This is a genomic window from Verrucomicrobium sp. BvORR034 (genome assembly GCF_000739635.1).
Taxonomy (GTDB): domain Bacteria; phylum Verrucomicrobiota; class Verrucomicrobiia; order Verrucomicrobiales; family Verrucomicrobiaceae; genus Verrucomicrobium.
Genome location: NZ_BATQ01000166.1, coordinates 79,831 through 98,886, shown reverse-complemented (window position 1 = coordinate 98,886; position 19,056 = coordinate 79,831). Strand labels below are relative to the sequence as shown.

Sequence of the window (19,056 nt, the reverse complement as noted above, 5' to 3'; positions counted from 1 at the left end):
CTAGAAGACAGAGTGGGACGCAATGGGGGGGCGAGGCCGATGCCGCAGCGGGAGGCTGGCAGGGTGATTCGGCCGGAGCTGACTTTCGAGACAGAGTGAATCCCGCTCCAGACGTAACGAAGAAGTGCGCGGGCTGGCTCTACTTTTTCCAGGAGTCCGCCGGAATGAGGATCGTGTCAGAGTGGACAGCGGGAACAATCCACTCACGAATGATGTCGATACCCCAAATGCCTTCAACGAGACTTCGAACGCCCTCTATTGGCAGTGGCAGCCAGAACGCGGGGTACACCCCGTTGATGCAAAACACGGGCGTGATGACCAGCGCGGCGACGACTGCCCAGAGACGATTGCCGAGATTTTCCGCGTCCTTGCTGTCAGCAACTAGATTGACGATGCAAAACAGGACGGCCGGGAAGAGATATCCAATGCTCTTTGCGACATCCATGACCAGAGCAGCGGAAAGGACTGGCGGAATCAGAGAGCAGAAGAGGAGGCCTTTAAACAAAGATGAGTAGCGAGGGCTTTTCCTGACGAAGAACATGAAGACCAGCAACCATGTCCAACGAAAGGACATGAAGAAATTCAGCGCGAAGACAGCCCATCCCGCTGAGAAGCTCTTGGTGTCGTAGGGGCGCAATGTTGTGAGTGCCTGACTTAGATCAACATTTGATGTAACGCCGGGCCCCAGCCAACCGACGGCGATCGCGTGCCGCAACGGAATTGCGCAGGCGAGGCCGAGCAACACTCCGGCTGCTGGTTTGACAGTTTGCCGGATCAGGCTGCTCCAAGTGCCCCCCTGGTAGTGCCACAGCAATGCGAATGGAGCGGCGATGACAAATCGTTCGTCATTAAAGATTCCCGCTATTGCGCAGGCGAATCCCACAGCGGGGTTGGCGGTGGTCATCACGGCAGCCAGACACAAGTGGGTGACAGGGTCAAACAGGCCGCCGTAATAGAACGTGTAGAACAACAGGAAGCTGAGGGCCAGGGCCAAGGTGATGGGCCATGCCGTCCGTGGGCCGATTCGGCGGGCGGCATTATAGTAGATCAACGCCAAAGTGGCCACCGATGGCAAGATCTGAAATAGAATTGTGATCAGTGCAGGCTGGTCAATGTGCAGAAACTTTACGAGAACCGGTACGGTGAGCCGGTGGGCCATGATTTGCTCTTGTAAATTTCTCGCGAAGAGATTCTCGGAGAGCAAGAGCGTGTCCCACATGCGAGTGTGGAAGAAGTTTCTGTGAAGCAGAGTTCCCGGAAACGTCACAAAGAGGGCCACTGCGTACGCCAGAGAACCCGCGATCACTGAGCTCAGCATCCTCCGACCATTGTCCCAAGGGCGTGCCAGAAGTTCTGACGACGAGTGAGCGAGTTTCAGTGCAGCAGTTATAAGGCGATTCATTCAGCTTTCAGTCGTCCAGGAGTGCCAACGGTCGTCGGCCCAGGAAATTGCGCTGTGACAAGGGAACTATGATTGAGCAACGTTGGGATGTCGCGCCACCAGATAACCACCGAGCACCAGCACATCCATCTTGGTTCGAAGAAAGCACTCGAGGGCCTCCTGCGGGTGGCAGACGACGGGTTCGTTCTCGTTGAAGGAGGTGTTTAATACCATGGGCACGCCGGTGAGGGCGTGGAAGCGGCTGATGAGCTGGTGGTAGATAGGATTGGTGTCGGCAGAGACGGTCTGGAGGCGGCCGCTGCCGTCCACATGGGTGACGGCGGGGATCTGGGGACGCTTCTCCTCACGCAGCTGGAAGACCTGCATCATGAACGGGACGTCGTCGTCGGTCTCGAACCAGGCGGGCACTTCCTCCCGCAGCACGCTGGGGGCGAAGGGGCGGAAGGATTCGCGACGTTTGATCTTGGCGTTCAGGATGTCCTTCATGTCTGCCCGACGGGGGTCGCCGAGGATGGAGCGGTTGCCCAGGGCGCGCGGGCCCCATTCGAGACGGCCCTGGAACCAGCCGATGACCTTGCCTTCGCTGATGGCGGTGGCGACGGCATCACAGAGGAGGGCAGGGTTGGCGTGAATGGTGATTTGGCAGCCAGCTTCCTGAAGTCGGGTGCTCTCTGCCTCCAGTAACGTGGCGAAGTCGGCCTCTGTGTACTCTGGGCCCCAGTAGGCGTGGCGGCAGTAGTGACGGGGCTGGCCGCCAGATTGGGAGTTCGGCAGGGTCTGCGCGACGACCATGGCGGAGCCGATGGCCCCGCCGGCATCACCTGCGGCGCTCTGGATGTAGAGCTTTTTGAAAGGGCTGCGCTGGTAAACCTTGCCGTTGGCGACGGAGTTCATCGCGCAGCCGCCGCTGAGCGTGAGCGCATCGCAGCGATAGCGGGAGTGCAACTGCTCCAGGAGGGCGAAGAGCGCCTCCTCGAACATGGCCTGGATGGACCGGGCGATGTCCCGATGCCGTTGCTCCAGCGGTTCATCCTTTTTCCGTGCGGGACCGAGGAGCTTTTCCAGCTCCGGGGTGAAGAGGGTGCCCACCTCAGGGGAGCCGTTGTCCCAGGAGTAGGGCACGGCCTCCCGATGGTGGCGGAAGTAACGCAGGTCGAGCCGGAAGGTCCCATCGGACTGCACACGGACGATCTGACGCATCTGGTCCAGGAAATGGGGCTGGCCGTAGGGGGCGAGGCCCATCACCTTGTACTCATCGCCATAGTGCGGGAAGCCCAGCCACTGGGTCAGTGCGGAGTAGAAGATGCCCAGGGAATGGGGAAAGTACACGCGCCCATCCACGGAAAGACTCTGACCGCGGCCCATGCCCCAGGCGGCGGAGGCAAAGTCGCCCATGCCGTCCACGGAAACGCTGACCGCCTCCTCGAACGGGCTGCAGAGGTAGGAAGAAGCGAGGTGGGCCAGGTGGTGCTCCACATGGTGCACTTGCGCCTCCGGGTGCAGCGGCTGATCAGGGAAGGCGGAGTTCAGCGTATCCCGCAGGCTGCGGGTCTTGCCCAGCTTGGCAAGCCGGGCCAGGATCAGCTTCGGGGAAGGCAGATGCCGCAGGACATGCAGGAGCCGGCGTCCGTGGTTGACCTTCGGGTCCAGATTGATGGCGATGTGGCGGAGGTCGCCATAGGTGATGCCTGCCACTTCCAGACAGTACTTGATGGACTCGGTGGGGAGGCCCGCCCAGTGCTTGATACGGCGGAAGCGCTCTTCTTCGACAGCGGCAATGACCTGCCCGTCCTTGAGGATGGCGGCGGAGGAGTCGCCGTGGTAGGCGTTAAGACCGAGAACGAACATCGTCCGGAGGGGGTTCAGAAGGGACTACACTGAAATGCGAGCATGCTACCGCCCTCAGTCGATCGACCCGATAATGACGAAATGAGAGAAATGACTCTGTATGAAAGGACAGCCAGAGAGAGAGAGAGCGGACTGTAGCACCCCGCGACTCAGGATTGAAAGACAAATGTCGTCCCTTTCTGCTCAAGATTGTGACGGTTGCGATACCTGAATGACCCGGTAGTTGAGGGGCTGGGCGACAAGGTCTTGCCGCAGCTGGAGGACTAGCAAAAGAGGACCATCAGAGGCCTGCTCCCCAGCGCTTTGCTGCTCTGGACACGCCCCGTTCAAGGGCGCACGACGACCCGGTCATTGAGGTAGTCGAGGCAGCGTTCCCGCAGCCCATGCTGCGAGCTCTTGGGGAAATGCACGGTGATCCGGCCCATGCGATAGCGCCGGTAGTCCGGCACGACCTCGTCTGGGAGCCACAGCACCTGCCACCAAGCTCGGCCTCGCATGGGGCCGCTGGCACATCGCACATACTCGAAGGTCATCACCCTCTTGGGATGATTGTCCGCCTGCTCCGCGTGGACGCGGGCAAGGTGCTCGCTGAAAGCTTGGGTGTAGATGACGCCGCAAGGCAGTCTGGCTAACGTGCAGGGCATTTCGTCGCACGGAATGTGATGCGTTTTTCGGTGAGTGCGAGCAGTTTACTCACGGAAATTCACATCGTTACCTCCCGGACGAAAAAAATGGCCGTCGGGTTGCGACGGCCATTTGAGGAATGGATCCAGTTTGAGAGCGGTGATTACGCAGCAAAGCGCTCGGCGACAGCGTCCCAGTTCACCACATTCCACCAGGCGGCGATGTAGTCAGGGCGCTTGTTCTGATACTTCAGGTAGTAGGCGTGCTCCCAGACGTCGATGCCCAGCAGCGGGGTGCCGGAACCGTCCATGAGGGGGTTGTCCTGATTGGGGGTGGAGGTGATGGCGACTTTGCCGTCTTTTTTCACCAGCCAGGCCCAGCCGGAGCCAAAACGACCCACGCCAGCCTTGGCGAAGGCTTCCTTGAAGGCGTCGAAGCTGCCGAAGGCGGCGTCGATGGCGGCGGCGAGTTCACCCTTGGGGGCGCCACCGGCGTTCGGGCCCATGATGTTCCAGAAGAAGGTGTGGTTCCAGTGGCCGCCACCGTTGTTGCGCACAGCGGTGCGGATGCCCTCGGGCACGCTGTTGATGTTCTTGTTCAGGTCGTCGATGCTGAGCGCCTCGAGCTCTGCGTTGCCAGCGATCGCGTTGTTCAGGTTCGTCACATAGGCGTTGTGGTGACGGCCGTGGTGGATTTCCATCGTCTGGGCGTCGATGTGGGGCTCAAGGGCGGCTTTGTCGTAAGGAAGGGGAGGCAGGGTATGGGCCATGGTGTTGTTCCGTTCAGTGTTTTAGGTTTGAACTCGGGAAAAGTGCTAGCAGGGATACGCCACGCGGCAAGGGAAGGTTTGGGGATTGGTGCGGTGACAGCAGAAATACGAAGGGCATCGCGGAGCAGTTGTCCAATGGACCTGTGAAAAGTGGTCATGTTTGTGTTTCCCCGTTTGAACCGAATGCCTTCGGACGTAAGTAGGGGCTCCATTCACATTTCGACCACTTCCGCATGACCCTGCCTGAACCGAGCGCGACCGGTGACATTCTGAAGGCCTTCTTGAGCATCCTGTTTGAGGGGGCCCCTTACATCCTGGTGGGCACACTACTGTCGGGGTTGATTGACGCCTTCCTCCCTGCGAAGCTGCTGGAGAGGGTGCTCCCGAAGAATCGCGTCCTTTCCACCTTCGCGGCGGGCTTTCTGGGGCTGGTGTTTCCGGTGTGTGAGTGCGCGGTGGTCCCGGTGGTGCGACGGCTGGTGCAGAAGGGGTTGCCGATATCTTGCGGCATCACCTACCTGTTAAGCGCCCCCATCATCAATCCCATCGTCATCGCGAGTACCCTCACCGCGTTCAAGGAGTTCCAGAAAATAGACGGTATCTTCGGTATCGGGAATGCGACGATGACGCTTTCCCGCATCACCCTGGGGTATGCGGTGGCCGTCATAGTGGGGCTGGCGTTGATCCGGAAGAAGCCAGCGGACGTGCTGACGGATGCGGTCGTCCGGGGCATTGGCAAGGGGGCGGCGGCTGCCAATGGAGCCACCCAGAGTTTCGATGCGAAGCTCACGCACGCCATGCGCACGGCCATGCGGGACTTCCTGGATACGGCGATGTACTTCACCATCGGGGTGATCATCACGGCGGCCTTCAACACGCAGATCGACCAGAGCAAGATCACGGCGGTGGCGGGGAATGAACTCTTCGCTGTGCCCTCCCTGATGGGGCTCGCTTTTGCCCTGGCGCTGTGCAGCACTTCGGATGCGTTCATTGCGGCACCCATGGACAGCTTCTCCAATGCAGCCAAGCTGGCCTTCCTGGTCTTTGGCCCCATGCTGGATGTGAAGCTGGTCTTCATGTATTCCTCCGTTTTCCGTCGGAAGTTCATGGTCGGGCTGTGTGTGGCCATCTTCCTGCTGGTGGCGCTTCTTTGCGAGCCCTGGGCAAAATGGGTGGGCAAGCTTTCCAACAAGCCGGTGCCCACCGCTGTCTCAAGTACCGGTCCAGGTGGGCCTTCGGGCGCTCCTCCTGCGGCTCCAATCTCGCCTCCAGCATCCGCACCTACTGTATCGCCCTCACCTTCAACCGAAGCCAAGCCATGACGAAACGCACTGCCATTCATGTGACCAGCGTTCTGCTCCTGATGTTGTGGGGCGCAGTGATGCTCTACTTCTATGCCAGCGGGCGCCTGATAAACTACCTGCCAGCGGATGGGATCTTCCGGCCCATGGTCCTAGTGGCTGGTATCGGCCTCATGATTCTTGCGTTGTTCAATCTGGTTACGACCACGGCCAAAGACGCTGATTGTTGCTCGGATGACGGTGACGCAGGCGGCGGTTGCGGGCATGAACATGGCCACGATCATGATCACGGCCACAAGCATGAACACGCCCATAGCCACCAGCATGGACATGTGCACGGGCCCGGGTGCAGCCATGATCATGGGCACAGTCACGGACCTGGATGTGGGCACGAGCATGAGCATACCCATGCCCATGAAAACGCGGCAGCGTCTGTGCAGGCCCATTCCCATGGGAATGTGCATGGTCCAGGCTGCGGCCATGAGCATCCCCAGAAAGAGGAAGCGCATGGGCACGCCCACGCCCACGCGCATGCTCATTCCCATGAACCAGGCGGGAAGCAAGGGTGCTGCGGTCATGAGCATCATGACCACGCTCACAGCCACGGTCTTGATGATCATCACGAGCACGACCATGACCATACCCACGCCCATGGCATTCTAGAGGAAAGCGGCGTGGTCGGCCGGTTGGTCGCCATTTTCCTGTTGGCGGTCCCAGTTAGCTACGCGGCGATCAACACGCCGGACCAGTTCAGTTCCCGGGCGGTGGTCAACAAGGGCTTATACAACCAGAATTATGGTCAGGGCGGTCTGGCCGACCAGTTCTCGCTGAAGAAAGAGGCGGGTAATCGCCCCGCAGGAAGTCCGACAGTGGCAGGGGCCTCCTCTTCTGACTCCCCTCCTGGACCCCAGGCTGCCGCTGGACAACCTGGAGATGTGATGCCGCCAGTGAATCCGCAAGAACTTGACCGCCAGGCCAAGAGTGCTGGTGCTGAGGCCAAAAACTACGGACATTTCACGCTGAAGGATCTGGAGGCCCAGGTGCCGCGGAGCAAGGAGGGTAACTTCATGCTGGAGGTGCCGGAGATCTTCTACACCGCTGGCGACAAGGAGGTGCAGTCCGTGCTCAACGGCCAGTCTGTGGAAACGATCGCTCAAGTGATGCCGGAGAAGGTGAACAATGATGCGGGGACCCGCGTGCGCATCTTCCGCCTGCAGGTGCAGTGTTGCGCGGCGGACGCCCGGCCGTATTCAATCCCCGTGGAGTTTGGGAAGACCCCGCCTGCCTTCAAAGACATGGGTTGGGTGAAGGTGATCGGAAAGGTCACCTATCGTCAGGAGGGCAACCAGACGGTGCCGATGGTGGAAGCGGTGAGCATGGTGGAGACGGCGGAGCCGGACTCCAAGATGATCTACTAAGGGGCGTTGAGACGATCTTCCGCGATCTAGATAAGACGGGCTCCGCGCTGGTTGAGGCGGCGCAAGTGCCTGTTGAGGTGCTTGCCCGCAGGCACCGTATTGCCGTGGCTGGGCGGCTGAATCGGGAACAAGCTGGGAGCGTGTCCGGCTACATTTCTATTGATGCATGAGTGTAATCTTGTTTGAAATTGGGATCATCTTCTTCCTGGTGGTTGCCAATGGGGTGTTTGCCATGGCGGAGATCGCCCTGGTCTCCTCCAAGCGGAACCGTTTGCGAACCCTGGCAGAGGCGGGCGACGCCCGTGCCGGAGTGGCCCTGGAACTGGCGGAGAATCCCAGCCGATTCCTGGCCACGGTGCAGATCGGCATCACTCTGGTGGGCATTCTGACAGGGGTCTATGGCGGTGCGACCTTGTCAGAGCATCTAGTGGTGGTGTTGAGAGAGGTTCCCGGGTTGCAGCACTACGCCCAGACGGTGAGCTTCGTGCTCGTGGTGGTGGCCATCACTTACCTCTCGCTCGTGGTGGGGGAACTCATCCCCAAGCGGCTGGGTTTGAACAATCCCGAGGGCTATGCCGTGCTTCTGGCGCGGCCCATGAGCCGGCTGTCCCGTATCACGGGACCGGCGGTGGATTTTCTGAGTGCTTCCACGGACGGCATGTTGCGCCTCTTTGGCATCAAGATCACGGAGGAGCAGACGATCTCTGATGAGGAGGTGAAGTCACTCATGCGGGAGGGCATGCGGGCGGGAGTGTTTGTCCCCACAGAGTCCAGCATGGTGGAAAATGTCCTCGAACTCGACCACCTCCAGGCGCGGGAGCTGATGACGCCGCGCGCGAAGATCATCTGGGTGAATGCGGATGAGCCTCACGACCTGCTCTGGCACAAGATTGTGGTCAGCGGTCACTCGTATTTCCCCGTGTATGAAGGGCGGCGGGACCATGTGGTGGGCGTGGTGTCCGTGAAGGCTATTTACGCGAACCTGGCGGCGGGAGTGCCCGTGCGGGTGCGGGATGTCATGACGCCCATGATGATGACACCGGACACCACGCCGGCGTCCAAGCTGCTGGACACCTTCAAGACCTCCGGCAAGCACCTCGCGCTGGTGGTGGATGAGTTCGGCAGTGTCATCGGTGTGGTCACCGTGCACGACATCATGGAGGCCATCGTGGGAGACTTCCCCTCCCAGGACGTGCGGCTCAAGCCACGCGCCCTGCGCCGGGACGATGGCTCCTGGCTCATCGATGCGATGATGGACTGCGAGATGTTCGAGGAAAGTGTGCAGGGCTTTACCCTGCCTCCGGCCGCGGAACGTGACTACCAGACCTTTGCCGGGTATCTCATGCGCCGCATGGGCGGCGTGCCCAAGGAGGGGGACTGGTTCGAGGAACAAGGCTACCGCGTGGAGGTCATCGACATGGACGGCCACCGGGTGGACAAGGTGCTGTTGATGCCGGTGAGGGGAGGGGGCGGGGGAAGTTGAGATGTGCCGCAAGCGGCACGTTGAGACGCTGACCGCTACGCGGGAGACAGAAGACTCGCATACTCCTGACACAAGACTTGAGGTCATGGGCGGGGAGGGGAATGGCGGGAGTGATGGGAAACTTGGGGAGCGCACGCATTCTGCCCGGAACGTCAGTTGGGGTGTAGCGTGAGGTGAGGGAGGCGCTGCGACCCCTTCAGGGTCGGGCTTGTTTCTTGGAGACTACCGGAGGTGTCGGTCGCTACGCTCCCTTAACCTCCGGCTACCTTCTGGGATGCCTTCGGCATGGCCCGCTACGCGGGAGACACAAGACGCAAGACTTGAGGTGATGGGGGTGGTGGGTGGGAAGGGCGTTTGGGGTGCGGCGGGCCTGAGCCTTCCGCAGGATGCAGAAGGGGGGCACGCTGCGACCCATGCGGTCCCCGAGTTTAGGTCGGCGAGTCGGAGGGCGGTGCAGGCCTTTGGGCGCGTCAAGGGCGATGCGAACGAAGAGCTTCACCGTCCCGCATACGGGACGGTCAGAATGTCCCTGCGTCGTGTGCGTCGTCGCCAACGAAGCGCCAGGCACCATGCACGAAAGCCCCGTAGGCTGAAGCTTGGACTCCGTACAATTTCGGCCTCCAACACCTTGACGCACTGCCCACTGACGTACTGACGCACTGGTTCCCACCACTGATCCCGCCTCCAGACCGTCAATCCGCCATTTGTTGCGTGCGGGACAATCCCATCGTAGGCTCGGCGACCATGAAAAACAAAGGCCTGGGATGTTTGCTTGCTTTCGTGATTGTTGCGCTGCTGGTCAGTCTGGCGCTGAATTTTGTGTCGTTTGCTGCCGTCCTGGGGATGGGGCTGGACAGTGCGTCCATCGGCTATGTGGAGCCGAAGCAGAAGTTCCGTGAGACGCTGGTGGAGGCGGGGGCGGCGGAGACGAAGGACAAGATCGTCCGCATCGACATCGAGGGCATCATCGCCAGCGGCCCGGCCGGGGATCTCTTCTCCGAGGGCGGGATGAATGTGGATGCGATCCAGCGGGCGCTGGAGCAGGCCTCTGAGGACAAGAATGTGAAGGCGATCGTCATCCGGGTGAACTCCCCGGGGGGCGAGGTGACGGCCTCGGACAATCTCTACAACGCAGTGAAGAAGGCGGCGGAGAAGAAGAAGGTGGTGGTGTACATGGACTCGATCGCGGCCTCGGGCGGGTACTACCTGGCCTGCGGGGCGTCCAAGATCGTGGCCAATGAGACGACGCTGACGGCGAGCATTGGCGTGATCATCCAGAGCCTGAACTACAGCCAGACCTTTGGCAAAGTGGGCCTGGAGACGATGACGTTTGCCAGCGGCAAGTTCAAGGACACGCTGAGCGGCTCCCGCCCGATGCGGGAAGACGAGCGGGAGTACATCCAGAGCCTGGTCTCGGCGATGTACGACAAGTTCGTGGGCATCGTGGCCAAGGCTCGCAACATTGATGAGGCGCAACTGCGCACGGGGGTGGCGGATGGACGTGTGGTCACGGGCAAGCAGGCGCTAGAATACAAGCTGGTGGACCAGTTGGGCTACGTGGAAGACGCGTATGCTCTGGCAAAGGAGCTGGGCAGCGCGAAGGATGCGATGGTGGTGAAGTACAGCCTGACCCCTTCTTTGGCGCAGCTGCTGGGGATCATGGGCAAGGCCCAGGCCTCCTCTACGGGCAAGGTGGAGCTTGACGTGAGCGACCGTCTGCTGCCGCGTCTGGAGGCGGGCAAGCCCTACCTCCTGCCGGCGCACATGGTGCGGTAAGAGGGGGTGATCCTCCGGCTTGATCCATCTGACGAGACGACCCACGATGAGTGACCTGGCAACACTGGCCGTGATGCGCGATGTGTTCGCCATCGCGGGTCTGTCCCTGGCAATCGCCCTGACGGTGTACGGAGTGCTCCGTGTCACCCAAGACCTGCATTGGAATCTGGAGGGCAATGTGCTGGTGCGGCCGTACAACACGGTGGACGTGTGTGTGGCGCTGGCGCTGCTCTCTCTGATGGTGTGGGGAGGAATGCAGCGCAGTGAGGGAGGCTCGCCAAAAGTGGAGGAGCTGTCCGATGCGGCCTCTGCGGCGGGGCTGTTTTTCAGCGCAGTGATCCTGATCTTTCTGAGCCTGATGCTGGTGGGCTACCTGACCATCTACCGGGGGCTGAATCCGGCGGAGATGTTTGGCCTGCGGCAGATGAGCATGGCGCGGGCGTTTGGCGTGTCGATCGGCGCGGTGCTCCTGGTGGTGCTGAGCATGGGCGTTATTCTGTACATCGCCACGTCCCTGGGACTGGGATGGAAGGATGTGGACAATTCCCCGCAGGACACGGTGAAGATCTTTAAGAACTCGGGGAACGTCATGTCGAAGGTGCTGCTGGGAGTACTGGCGGTGGTGGTGGCACCGCTGAGTGAGGAGATCTTCTTCCGGGGCTTCCTGTACGGGGTGGTGAAGCGGTTCACGGACCGGTGGTTCGCGGCGATCTTTTCGGCGCTGGTCTTTGCGGCGGTGCATCAGCATGTGGGCAGCCTGGTGCCGCTGTTCCTGCTGGCGATTGGTTTTGCCCTGGCCTATGAGACCACGGGCTGCCTGCTGGTGCCGGTGTTCATGCATGCGCTCTTCAATGCGGGGAACCTGGTGGCCCTGTCATTGTAGGGGAATAGAGGAAGCAACCAGCAGCCATGAACACGCCGGATTCCCGCCTTACTCTGGCCAGCATCGGGGAGGATGAGCTGATCTCACGGCTGGTGCAGGATCTGCCGCAGGGGCCGGAGGTGATCACGGGTCCGGGTGATGACTGCGCGGTGGTGCGTCCGGTGGAATCCGGTTGGAACCAGCTGTTGAAAACGGACTGTGTGGTGGAGGGCGTGCACTTCCTACGGGAGGCGGCGCCGGAGCAGGTGGGGTGGAAGGCTCTGGCCCGGGTGGTGAGCGATGTGGCCTCCATGGGCGGGGTGCCGCAGCATGCGCTGGTCACGCTGGTGCTGCCGCAGGAGCTGGAGGTGGCCTGGGTGGAGCGGCTCTACGCGGGGCTGCGGCGGTGCGCGGAAACTTACGGGGTGAGCATTGTGGGTGGCGAGACGGCGGGCGGTCCGTTGGTGATGGTCTCGGTGAGCCTGACGGGCAAGGTGCGGGAGGGCTGCGTGCTGCGTCGCGATGGGGCCAAGGCGGGTGATGTCATCGCGGTGACGGGTCGGTTGGGAGGCTCCATCACGGGACACCATCTGAATTTTCTCCCCCGCGTGGCAGAGGCTGGGTGGCTGGCGGATTCGCAGCGGGTGCAGGCCATGATGGATCTCAGCGACGGGCTGGCCAAGGATTTGCCGCGGATGGCGAAGGCCAGCGGGCTGGAGTTTGTGCTGGAGGAGGGGACCCTGCCGGTGAATGCAGGCTGTAGCGCGGCCCAAGCCTGGGGCGATGGGGAGGACTATGAGCTGCTGCTAGCCATTCCGGAGGAGGCTTGGGGTGGGCTGGCTGCGGCGTGGGCAGGGCAGTTCCCGGAGGTGCTGCTCACGCGGATTGGCACCTTTGTCCCCGTGGGACTGGGGGTGAGGCCGGACTTCGACGGGGCGGGATGGGAGCACTTTGTGACGGTGCCTCCCGCGTAGGGGCTTGAGTCTGAGCGCTGCCGTCGTAGAGTGCGGGCTGATGATTGAACTGGCCAGCGTTGAGGAGACCTTGCACTGGGGCCGCTATCTGGCGAGCACTCTGAAGTCCGGGGACGTGGTGGCGCTGGTGGGCACTCTGGGCGCGGGCAAGACCCACGCGACCAAGGGCATCGTGGCCGGGCTGGAGTCCCAAGCGATTGTGAGCAGTCCCACCTTCACGCTGGTGCACGAGTACAACGACGGCCGCCTGCCCGCCTTCCACTTCGACTTCTACCGCCTGGACTCCGCAGAGGAGGTGCTGGGCGTGGGCTGGGATGACATCCTGGCGGCAGACGGCGTGGTGATCGTGGAGTGGGCAGATCGTTTCCCGGAACTCCTGCCAGATGGCACGCGGTGGTTCTATTTCACGATCCGCGAGGATGGGGTCAGGGAAGTGGCGGAGCAGTAGGCGTGGGGAGCCGGGGAGAAATTAGGAATTAGGAATTAGGAATTAGGAATTAGGGGTGATACATGGGACGTGAGTTCTCAGATTGGTGGCTGCTGTGCACGCAGAGCCCGAGGCTCCATTCATAATTCCTAATTTTTCAGTCATGTCTGCTTGTATTCTCGCCCTTGAAACGTCCACTCCGCAGGGGCAGGTGGCGTTGTGGCAGGATGGGGTAGTGCGGTATGCGAAGGCGTTTTCGTCGCAGCGTTCGCACAATTCGCAGTTGTTTGCCCCGTTGGGGGAGGCGCTGGAGGTTTGTGGTGGAGCGCTCGATCTGATCGTGGCGGGGACGGGACCGGGATCATACACGGGTGTGCGCATCGGCATTGCGGCAGCGCAGGGGCTGGGTTGGGCGAAAGGCGTGCCGGTCATCGGGTTGTGCTCGCTGCTGGCCCCGGAGGTGGAGGAAGTGCCGGATCGCTACGTGATGTGCGGCGATGCGCGGCGGGGCTTGTTCTACGCCGTGCAGATCCAGCGCGGGGCGCTGACGGTGGGAGAGATTCCGCTGATGGGGAAGGATGATTTTGCGCGGTTCCAGGAGGCGCATCGTGAGGTGCCCTGGTACACGCTGGATGCAGTGTCGCCAGCGGGGGTGGAGGGCGTGGCCCCGGTGAGGCCGTCTGCGGTGGGGCTGGCCCGGATGGCTGCGGGGTTGAGTGCGGAGAATGTGGCGGAACGGGCGGCTGCGGCGCTGGAGCCGGTGTATCTGAGTGCGCCGTTTATTACGAAAGCGAACCCGCTTCGCGAGAGACAGAAAACTTGAAAACAAAAGACAGATGACCTGAGGTTCGGGGAGCGCACGCATCTTGCCCTCGAACCCGGAGGGTTCGAGGTGCTGACCGTGTGATAGAGTGGGTTGCCGCCCCAAATACAAAAAACCCGCGATCCGGCGGGCGGATCGCGGGTTGAGGAGATTACAAGAGGAGCGTTCTCACGCTCCCGACATCCAGCTTAGGACCAGAGGGGGGCGGGGTATTCGCCTTTCTCGGTGAGCGCGCGGATGCTGCTGACGACCACGGCCTTGTCTTCGGGGTAGGTGACGCCGAACCAGGAGCTGCTGGTTTCCAAAACCTCGACGTCGGCCTTGCCGGCCTTGATGAGGAGGTCCACGACCTTGGGCACGTAGCACTCGGACTTGGGATCGCTGCCGTGTTCCTTGAGGAAGTCCACAAACGCTTCCTTGAGCTGGGGGAAGAGTTCGGGAGTGAAGCCCCAGAAGTTCATGCTCACGAGTTCGCTGCCGGTGAGTTCCACGGGCTTGTCCGGGTTCTCGTCGTTGCGGGCGCCGGTCTCGGTTTTGTAGATCTTGGTCATCTCCGTGACGGAGGCGAGCTTGCCGTCCGTGCTGGTGCACACGCCGCGGGCCACGCTGCCGTGCTCGGAGAGGGTGTTCTTGAGCTGGAAGCCGACCATGGAGTACTGGGCCTTGCCATCCTTGGGCTGAAGGGTCTGCAGATTGGCGGCGAGCTTGGCGAACGCGTCGTGACCGTAGAAGTCATCTGCGTTGATCATGGCGAAGGGCTCCTTGATGTTCTGCTCTGCGGCGAGCACGGCGTGCGTGGTGCCCCAGGGCTTGACGCGGCCTTCAGGCACGCTGAAGCCTTCGGGGAGGTCATTGAGGTCCTGGAAGGCATATTCCACCGGGACTTTCTGGTCGAACTTGCTGCCGACCTTGGACTTGAACTCTTCTTCGAAGTCGCGGCGGATGACAAAGACCACCTTGCCGAAGCCACCACGGAGGGCGTCGAACACGGAATAGTCGAGCACGGTCTCGCCATTAGGGCCCATGGGGTCGAGCTGCTTGAGGCCACCGTAGCGGCTGCCCATGCCGGCGGCCAGGATGAGAAGGGTTGGTTTCGAGGACATCGTTCGTGGGTGAGGAGAATCGAGAAGGTGCAGAATTTCGCCGTTTGGCGGCTCTGAGAGTCCACAGTCTGGTGGGACTGGTCAACTGGAATCGCTGGTGCGGCGTTGACCGCGCCCCTCACCCCGTGGAGCATGGCGCATGCGCGCGCTGAAGGACTCTTATCTCTATGGCATTGTGGATCTGGGCTATGTGAAACCGGAGGACGTGCCCACCATGACGCTGGCTCTGGTGGAGGGCGGCGTGGATCTGTTGCAGCTGCGTGCCAAAAAGTTCACGGCGGCGGAGGTGGAACGCCTGGCGCGGCTCATGCACCCGATCACCCGTGACGGCGGGATCCCGCTGATCATCAATGACCACCCGGAGGTGGCGGCGGCGGTGGGCAGCGAGGGCGTGCACGTGGGACAGGATGACCAGAGTGTGGAGGCCACCCGGCGCATCGTGGGGCCAGGATGCTTTGTGGGCAAGTCCACCCACAGTGTGGCCCAGGCCCGGGCGGCGATGGCGGAGGGGGCGGACTACATCGGCTTCGGCCCGCTCTACGCCACCGGTACGAAGCCGGACTACGTGCCCATTGGGTTGCAGGACATTGCGGAGGTGAATGCCTTTGCCACTTGCCCGGTGTTTTGCATTGGCGGGGTGAACCCGGAGCGCCTGCCGGAGATTGTGGGGGCGGGGGCCAAGCGGGTGGTGATTGTTTCCGCGTGGCTTCAGGCGGAGGATGTGAGGGGAGAAGTTGAGGCGCTACGCTGGTTGAAGGGCTGCGCCGGTTGAGACGGTGCCGCCGGGGCGGCACCTGGTTGAGATGGCGCAAGCGCCTGATTGAGACGCTTCGCTGGTTTAGGGATGAGGAGCGTGTTAGGTTGGCAGTGGCGTCCGGGGTAGCGCGGCCTGACCGCTTGAAAGCGGGACTCCAACCCTTGTGGCGGAGCGGGAGGGGGGGCCTCCAGTGTCGTGCCCCGCGACTCTGACGCACTGACGCACTGCCTACTGACGCACTGGAATCCGGAGAGGATGACGACCCAGTGCCAAACGGCATCTGACCGCACTCCCACTCCCAACGACCCACGAAAATACCGATTGCGTACGAGGGGGCCTGCATTCATGTCTGCCGCCCTCAACCTCATCCTTCTTTTCATCTACTCATGTCCCTGATCATCTCCGGTTCGGTCGCTATCGACAACATCAAGACGCAAGTTCAGTCGCAGGAGGGCCTGCTGGGCGGTTCCGCTCCGTATGCGTCGCTTTCCGCAAGGTTGTTTGGTGAGGCGGTGCATCTGGTGGGCGTGGTGGGGCATGACTTCCCGGCGGCGCACCTGGACATGCTGACGAGCCGCGGCATCAATCTGGACAGCCTGGAGCGCAACTCGGGCGAGAGCTTCACCTGGACGGGTGAGTACCACGAGGACATGAACAACCGCAGCACGCTCAAGGTGGGCATCAATGTGCTGGAAAACTGGCTCCCCAAGCTGTCGCCCGAGGCGGCCAAGGCGAAGTTCGCCGTGCTGGCGAACATGAGCCCGGACAACCAACTCCAGACGCTGGAGCAGTGCACGGAAGTGGAGTTCGTGGCGGCGGATACGATGGATCTCTGGATCAACATCGCCAACGAGCGTCTGCATGATGTGATGAAGAAGCTGGACCTCCTGGTGATCAATGACGGCGAGGCCAAGCAGTTCGCGGAAACGACGAACCTGATCGAGGCGGGCCGCCGGCTCCAGGCGAAGGGGCCGAAGTACGTGGTGGTGAAGCGCGGTGAACACGGCAGCTTCCTCTTCGGCACCGGGCCGCAGGAGTTCTTCGCCTGCTCCGCGTACCCGCTGAGCGCGGTGCATGACCCGACCGGTGCGGGCGACAGCTTCCTGGGCGGCATGATCGGCTGGCTGGCGGCCAACGGGAAGAGCAAGCCGACCTTTGCCGACCTGCGCACCGCCGTGGCCCACGGCAGTGTGGCAGCCAGCTTCACCTGCGAGGCCTTCAGCACGCAGCGCCTGCAGACGGTGACGCTGGATGAGGTGAAGGGCCGCCTGGAAGAGCTGCGCTCCTACACGAGCTTCTAAAGCTTTGGTTCTCGGATCCGGCTGATGAGGGCCGATCTAATCTATGGAGGAGGGCGGGGAACCGTCCTCCTTTTGTCTTTTTTCTCCGCCGTTGCAACCGGAGACCCCGCACGGGCGAATCCCGTCTCTGCGGTTTTGCCCGACATTGCCCAGTCTGCCCGCGTTTTACTTTCCCACCACCACCTGATTGAAAACGATCTTCCGCGTCTTTGCCTATGTCCGCCGCTACCCCTGGATGGCCGGGGCGCAACTCGCCTGTGCCGTGCTGGGCACCCTGCTGGTGCTGGTGTTCCCCAGCCTGACCCGGGAGATTGTGGACGTGGTGATCCCGAACGGGCAGATGGACCGGCTGCCGGGGCTGATCCTGATTGGTCTGGCGGCGTTCTTTGGGCAGGACCTCTTCAACAGCCTGCGGATCCAGCTCAACAACACCTTTGAGCAGAAGGTGATCTATGACCTGCGCAGTGAGCTGTATGAGCGGCTGCAGCGGCTGCCGCTGCGGTGGTTCGACAACCGGCCGACGGGGGACATCATGACGACGGTGTCGGAGGACATCCCGGCGGTGGAGCGCGTGTTGATTGACGGGATCGAGCAGGGGGTGATCGCGGTGCTGCAGATCGGGGTGGTGGCGGTGCTGATGTTTCACACCAATGCCACGCTGGGCTGGGTGGCGTGCGCGCCGGTGCCTTTCATCATGGCCGGGGCGCTGACGTACACGCTCACCTCCAAGGACCGGGCGCGGAAGGTGCGCAAGGCGAGCAGCGGGATGAACTCCCTGCTGCATGACAACGTGGCGGGCATGCGCCAGATCAAGGCGTATGCAATGGAGCAGGAGGAGCATGAGCGCTTCAACCTGGCGAGCGATGCGCTGCGTCGCGCAAGCCTGCACCTGATGCGGGTGTGGTCCATCTACCGGCCCAGCATGCGGTTCCTGAACAATGCGGGCTATCTGCTGGTGCTGTGGTTTGGCGCCAAGGAGCTGTTCCAGGGCACGCTGACGAAGGGGGAGTTCGCCCTCTTCATCCTGGTGTTGCGTTATTTCTATGAACCCATCGAGCAGATCCACTCGCTGAACCAGCTCTTTGTGGGTGGTCGCTCGGCCGGGGAGCGGGTGTTCGACATCCTGGACGCCGAGGAGGAGGCGGATGTGGACGCGGGGCGCAAGCTGGAGGAGATCAAGGGGCGCATCGTCTATGACCACGTGCATTTCTCCTATGGCAAGGTGCCGACGGTGAATGATGTGAGCCTGGAGGCGCTGCCGGGCCAGACGATCGCCCTGGTGGGGCCCACCGGGGCGGGCAAGAGCACGCTGATCAACCTGCTGACGCGGTTCTATGAATATGACCGCGGCCAGATCCTGCTGGACGGCAATCCGGTGCATGAGCTGAACAAGTGCTGGCTGCGCCGGAGCATCGGCTATGTGACGCAGGAGAGCTTCCTCTTCAACGGGACGGTGAGGGAGAACCTGCGCATCGGCAAGCGCACGGCCACGGATGAGGAGCTGTGGAGCGCGCTGGAGAGCGCGAATGCGAAGCACTTCGTGGAGGCCCTGCCGGATGGTCTGGACACGAAGGTGGGCGAGCGCGGTATCAAGCTCAGCGTGGGGGAGAAGCAGCGTGTGTCGATCGCGAGGGCGCTCTTGCGCAATCCGCCCATCCTGCTGCTGGACGAGGCGACGGCCAGTGTGGACACGGAGACGGAGCGGCAGATCCAGCAGGCGCTGGACCAGCTCATGAAGAACCGCACCAGCTTTGTGATCGCCCACCGTCTGAGCACGGTGCGGAACGCGGACCGGATCTATGTGCTGGAAAAGGGCGTGGTGGTGGAGAACGGCACGCACGAGGAGCTGATGGCGCACAACGGGCTGTATGCGGGGCTGTGCCGAACGAGTCTGATGGCGTAGTTTGGTGATTGAGTAAGAAAGGGGTGAGGAGGGGATGAGGTTTGACCACAGAGACACAGAGGGCACAGAGGAATGAGGAAATACAGGCAACGGATTTTTGGACAGAATTAACAGAATTGGGGTTCTTGAGGTGAACCTGTTTGCCGGGAGTTGGGGGAGCCGCAGCGGGCAAAGTAGTGATCGGCTTTAGCCGGCTCAGTCGTGGGGTCTCTGGGAGGAAGCCCCGGTGATGTTTCAACGAACCCGGAAACTGTCCATTGTTCAAGTTTCGGACGGCTTCGCCTC

General features: G+C 61.8%; 17 protein-coding genes. 11 read left to right on the top strand and 6 right to left on the bottom strand.

Annotated features, from left to right (window positions below):
* Positions 1-139: 139 nt before the first annotated feature.
* From BV034_RS29100 to BV034_RS29085, 4 genes are all read right to left on the bottom strand, one after another.
* Positions 140-1,219, bottom strand: a complete 1,080-nt coding sequence (locus BV034_RS29100; protein WP_265593594.1) for a hypothetical protein — start codon at positions 1,217-1,219, stop codon at positions 140-142.
* 249 nt (positions 1,220-1,468) lie between these two features.
* Entirely contained in the window at positions 1,469-3,250 is a 1,782-nt protein-coding gene (locus tag BV034_RS29095) for a carbamoyltransferase C-terminal domain-containing protein (RefSeq protein WP_050030452.1), read from the bottom strand.
* Between the two features lie 326 nt (positions 3,251-3,576).
* Positions 3,577-3,894, bottom strand: a complete 318-nt coding sequence (locus BV034_RS29090; RefSeq protein WP_050030451.1) for a hypothetical protein — start codon at positions 3,892-3,894, stop codon at positions 3,577-3,579.
* Between the two features lie 143 nt (positions 3,895-4,037).
* Complete coding sequence (locus tag BV034_RS29085; RefSeq protein ID WP_038158610.1) at positions 4,038-4,643, bottom strand: superoxide dismutase; 606 nt, start codon at positions 4,641-4,643, stop codon at positions 4,038-4,040.
* Positions 4,644-4,876: 233 nt separating this feature from the next.
* On the opposite strand from BV034_RS29085, the gene BV034_RS29080 reads away from it, so the two are divergent.
* Entirely contained in the window at positions 4,877-5,965 is a 1,089-nt protein-coding gene (locus tag BV034_RS29080; RefSeq protein WP_050030450.1) for a permease, read from the top strand.
* 131 nt (positions 5,966-6,096) lie between these two features.
* On the opposite strand, the gene BV034_RS29075 is transcribed toward BV034_RS29080, so the two are convergent.
* Entirely contained in the window at positions 6,097-6,579 is a 483-nt protein-coding gene (locus BV034_RS29075) for a hypothetical protein (RefSeq protein WP_265593593.1), read from the bottom strand.
* A 69-nt stretch (positions 6,580-6,648) separates the two neighbouring features.
* Between BV034_RS29075 and BV034_RS29070 the strand changes: the two genes are divergently transcribed.
* From BV034_RS29070 to tsaB, 7 genes are all read left to right on the top strand, one after another.
* Positions 6,649-7,362 carry a hypothetical protein gene (locus BV034_RS29070; RefSeq protein ID WP_265593592.1) on the top strand — a complete coding sequence of 238 codons (714 nt, stop codon included), beginning with the start codon at positions 6,649-6,651 and terminating at the stop codon, positions 7,360-7,362.
* 166 nt (positions 7,363-7,528) lie between these two features.
* A complete protein-coding gene (locus BV034_RS29065; RefSeq protein WP_050030447.1) occupies positions 7,529-8,845 on the top strand; it encodes a hemolysin family protein in 1,317 nt (438 codons plus the stop codon).
* Between the two features lie 744 nt (positions 8,846-9,589).
* Positions 9,590-10,621 carry a signal peptide peptidase SppA gene (sppA, locus tag BV034_RS29060; RefSeq protein ID WP_050030446.1) on the top strand — a complete coding sequence of 344 codons (1,032 nt, stop codon included), beginning with the start codon at positions 9,590-9,592 and terminating at the stop codon, positions 10,619-10,621.
* 46 nt (positions 10,622-10,667) lie between these two features.
* Complete coding sequence (locus BV034_RS29055) at positions 10,668-11,504, top strand: type II CAAX endopeptidase family protein (RefSeq protein WP_050030445.1); 837 nt, start codon at positions 10,668-10,670, stop codon at positions 11,502-11,504.
* A 26-nt stretch (positions 11,505-11,530) separates the two neighbouring features.
* Entirely contained in the window at positions 11,531-12,457 is a 927-nt protein-coding gene (locus tag BV034_RS29050) for a thiamine-phosphate kinase (protein WP_050030444.1), read from the top strand.
* 4 nt (positions 12,458-12,461) lie between these two features.
* Positions 12,462-12,905, top strand: a complete 444-nt coding sequence (gene tsaE / locus BV034_RS29045) for a tRNA (adenosine(37)-N6)-threonylcarbamoyltransferase complex ATPase subunit type 1 TsaE (protein ID WP_265593591.1) — start codon at positions 12,462-12,464, stop codon at positions 12,903-12,905.
* A 142-nt stretch (positions 12,906-13,047) separates the two neighbouring features.
* On the top strand, positions 13,048-13,707 hold the full coding sequence (gene tsaB / locus BV034_RS29040) for a tRNA (adenosine(37)-N6)-threonylcarbamoyltransferase complex dimerization subunit type 1 TsaB (protein WP_050030442.1): 660 nt from the start codon (positions 13,048-13,050) through the stop codon (positions 13,705-13,707).
* Positions 13,708-13,895: 188 nt separating this feature from the next.
* On the opposite strand, the gene BV034_RS29035 is transcribed toward tsaB, so the two are convergent.
* Positions 13,896-14,810, bottom strand: coding sequence for a sugar phosphate nucleotidyltransferase (locus BV034_RS29035; RefSeq protein ID WP_050030441.1), 915 nt, complete (start codon positions 14,808-14,810; stop codon positions 13,896-13,898).
* A 139-nt stretch (positions 14,811-14,949) separates the two neighbouring features.
* Between BV034_RS29035 and thiE the strand changes: the two genes are divergently transcribed.
* The 3 genes from thiE (at position 14,950) to BV034_RS29020 (ending at position 18,771) form a co-directional block, all read left to right on the top strand.
* Complete coding sequence (thiE, locus tag BV034_RS29030) at positions 14,950-15,582, top strand: thiamine phosphate synthase (protein ID WP_050030440.1); 633 nt, start codon at positions 14,950-14,952, stop codon at positions 15,580-15,582.
* A gap of 371 nt (positions 15,583-15,953) precedes the next feature.
* The gene (locus BV034_RS29025) at positions 15,954-16,868 is read left to right on the top strand and encodes a PfkB family carbohydrate kinase (protein WP_050030439.1); all 915 of its coding nucleotides are present in this window, start codon (positions 15,954-15,956) and stop codon (positions 16,866-16,868) included.
* Positions 16,869-17,055: 187 nt separating this feature from the next.
* Entirely contained in the window at positions 17,056-18,771 is a 1,716-nt protein-coding gene (locus tag BV034_RS29020) for an ABC transporter ATP-binding protein (protein ID WP_050030438.1), read from the top strand.
* The last annotated feature ends 285 nt before the right edge of the window (positions 18,772-19,056 follow it).

Bases quoted from the DNA above. Each gene is read 5' to 3' on its own strand.
- BV034_RS29100 (WP_265593594.1), bottom strand. From the start codon at position 1,219: ATGTGGGACACGCTCTTGCTCTCCGAGAATCTCTTCGCGAGAAATTTA.
- BV034_RS29095 (WP_050030452.1), bottom strand. From the start codon at position 3,250: ATGTTCGTTCTCGGTCTTAACGCCTACCACGGCGACTCCTCCGCCGCC.
- BV034_RS29090 (WP_050030451.1), bottom strand. From the start codon at position 3,894: ATGCCCTGCACGTTAGCCAGACTGCCTTGCGGCGTCATCTACACCCAA.
- BV034_RS29085 (WP_038158610.1), bottom strand. From the start codon at position 4,643: ATGGCCCATACCCTGCCTCCCCTTCCTTACGACAAAGCCGCCCTTGAG.
- BV034_RS29080 (WP_050030450.1), top strand. From the start codon at position 4,877: ATGACCCTGCCTGAACCGAGCGCGACCGGTGACATTCTGAAGGCCTTC.
- BV034_RS29075 (WP_265593593.1), bottom strand. From the start codon at position 6,579: ATGGTCGTGCTCGTGATGATCATCAAGACCGTGGCTGTGAGCGTGGTC.
- BV034_RS29065 (WP_050030447.1), top strand. From the start codon at position 7,529: ATGAGTGTAATCTTGTTTGAAATTGGGATCATCTTCTTCCTGGTGGTT.
- sppA (WP_050030446.1), top strand. From the start codon at position 9,590: ATGAAAAACAAAGGCCTGGGATGTTTGCTTGCTTTCGTGATTGTTGCG.
- BV034_RS29055 (WP_050030445.1), top strand. From the start codon at position 10,668: ATGAGTGACCTGGCAACACTGGCCGTGATGCGCGATGTGTTCGCCATC.
- BV034_RS29050 (WP_050030444.1), top strand. From the start codon at position 11,531: ATGAACACGCCGGATTCCCGCCTTACTCTGGCCAGCATCGGGGAGGAT.
- tsaB (WP_050030442.1), top strand. From the start codon at position 13,048: ATGTCTGCTTGTATTCTCGCCCTTGAAACGTCCACTCCGCAGGGGCAG.
- BV034_RS29035 (WP_050030441.1), bottom strand. From the start codon at position 14,810: ATGTCCTCGAAACCAACCCTTCTCATCCTGGCCGCCGGCATGGGCAGC.
- thiE (WP_050030440.1), top strand. From the start codon at position 14,950: ATGCGCGCGCTGAAGGACTCTTATCTCTATGGCATTGTGGATCTGGGC.
- BV034_RS29025 (WP_050030439.1), top strand. From the start codon at position 15,954: ATGTCCCTGATCATCTCCGGTTCGGTCGCTATCGACAACATCAAGACG.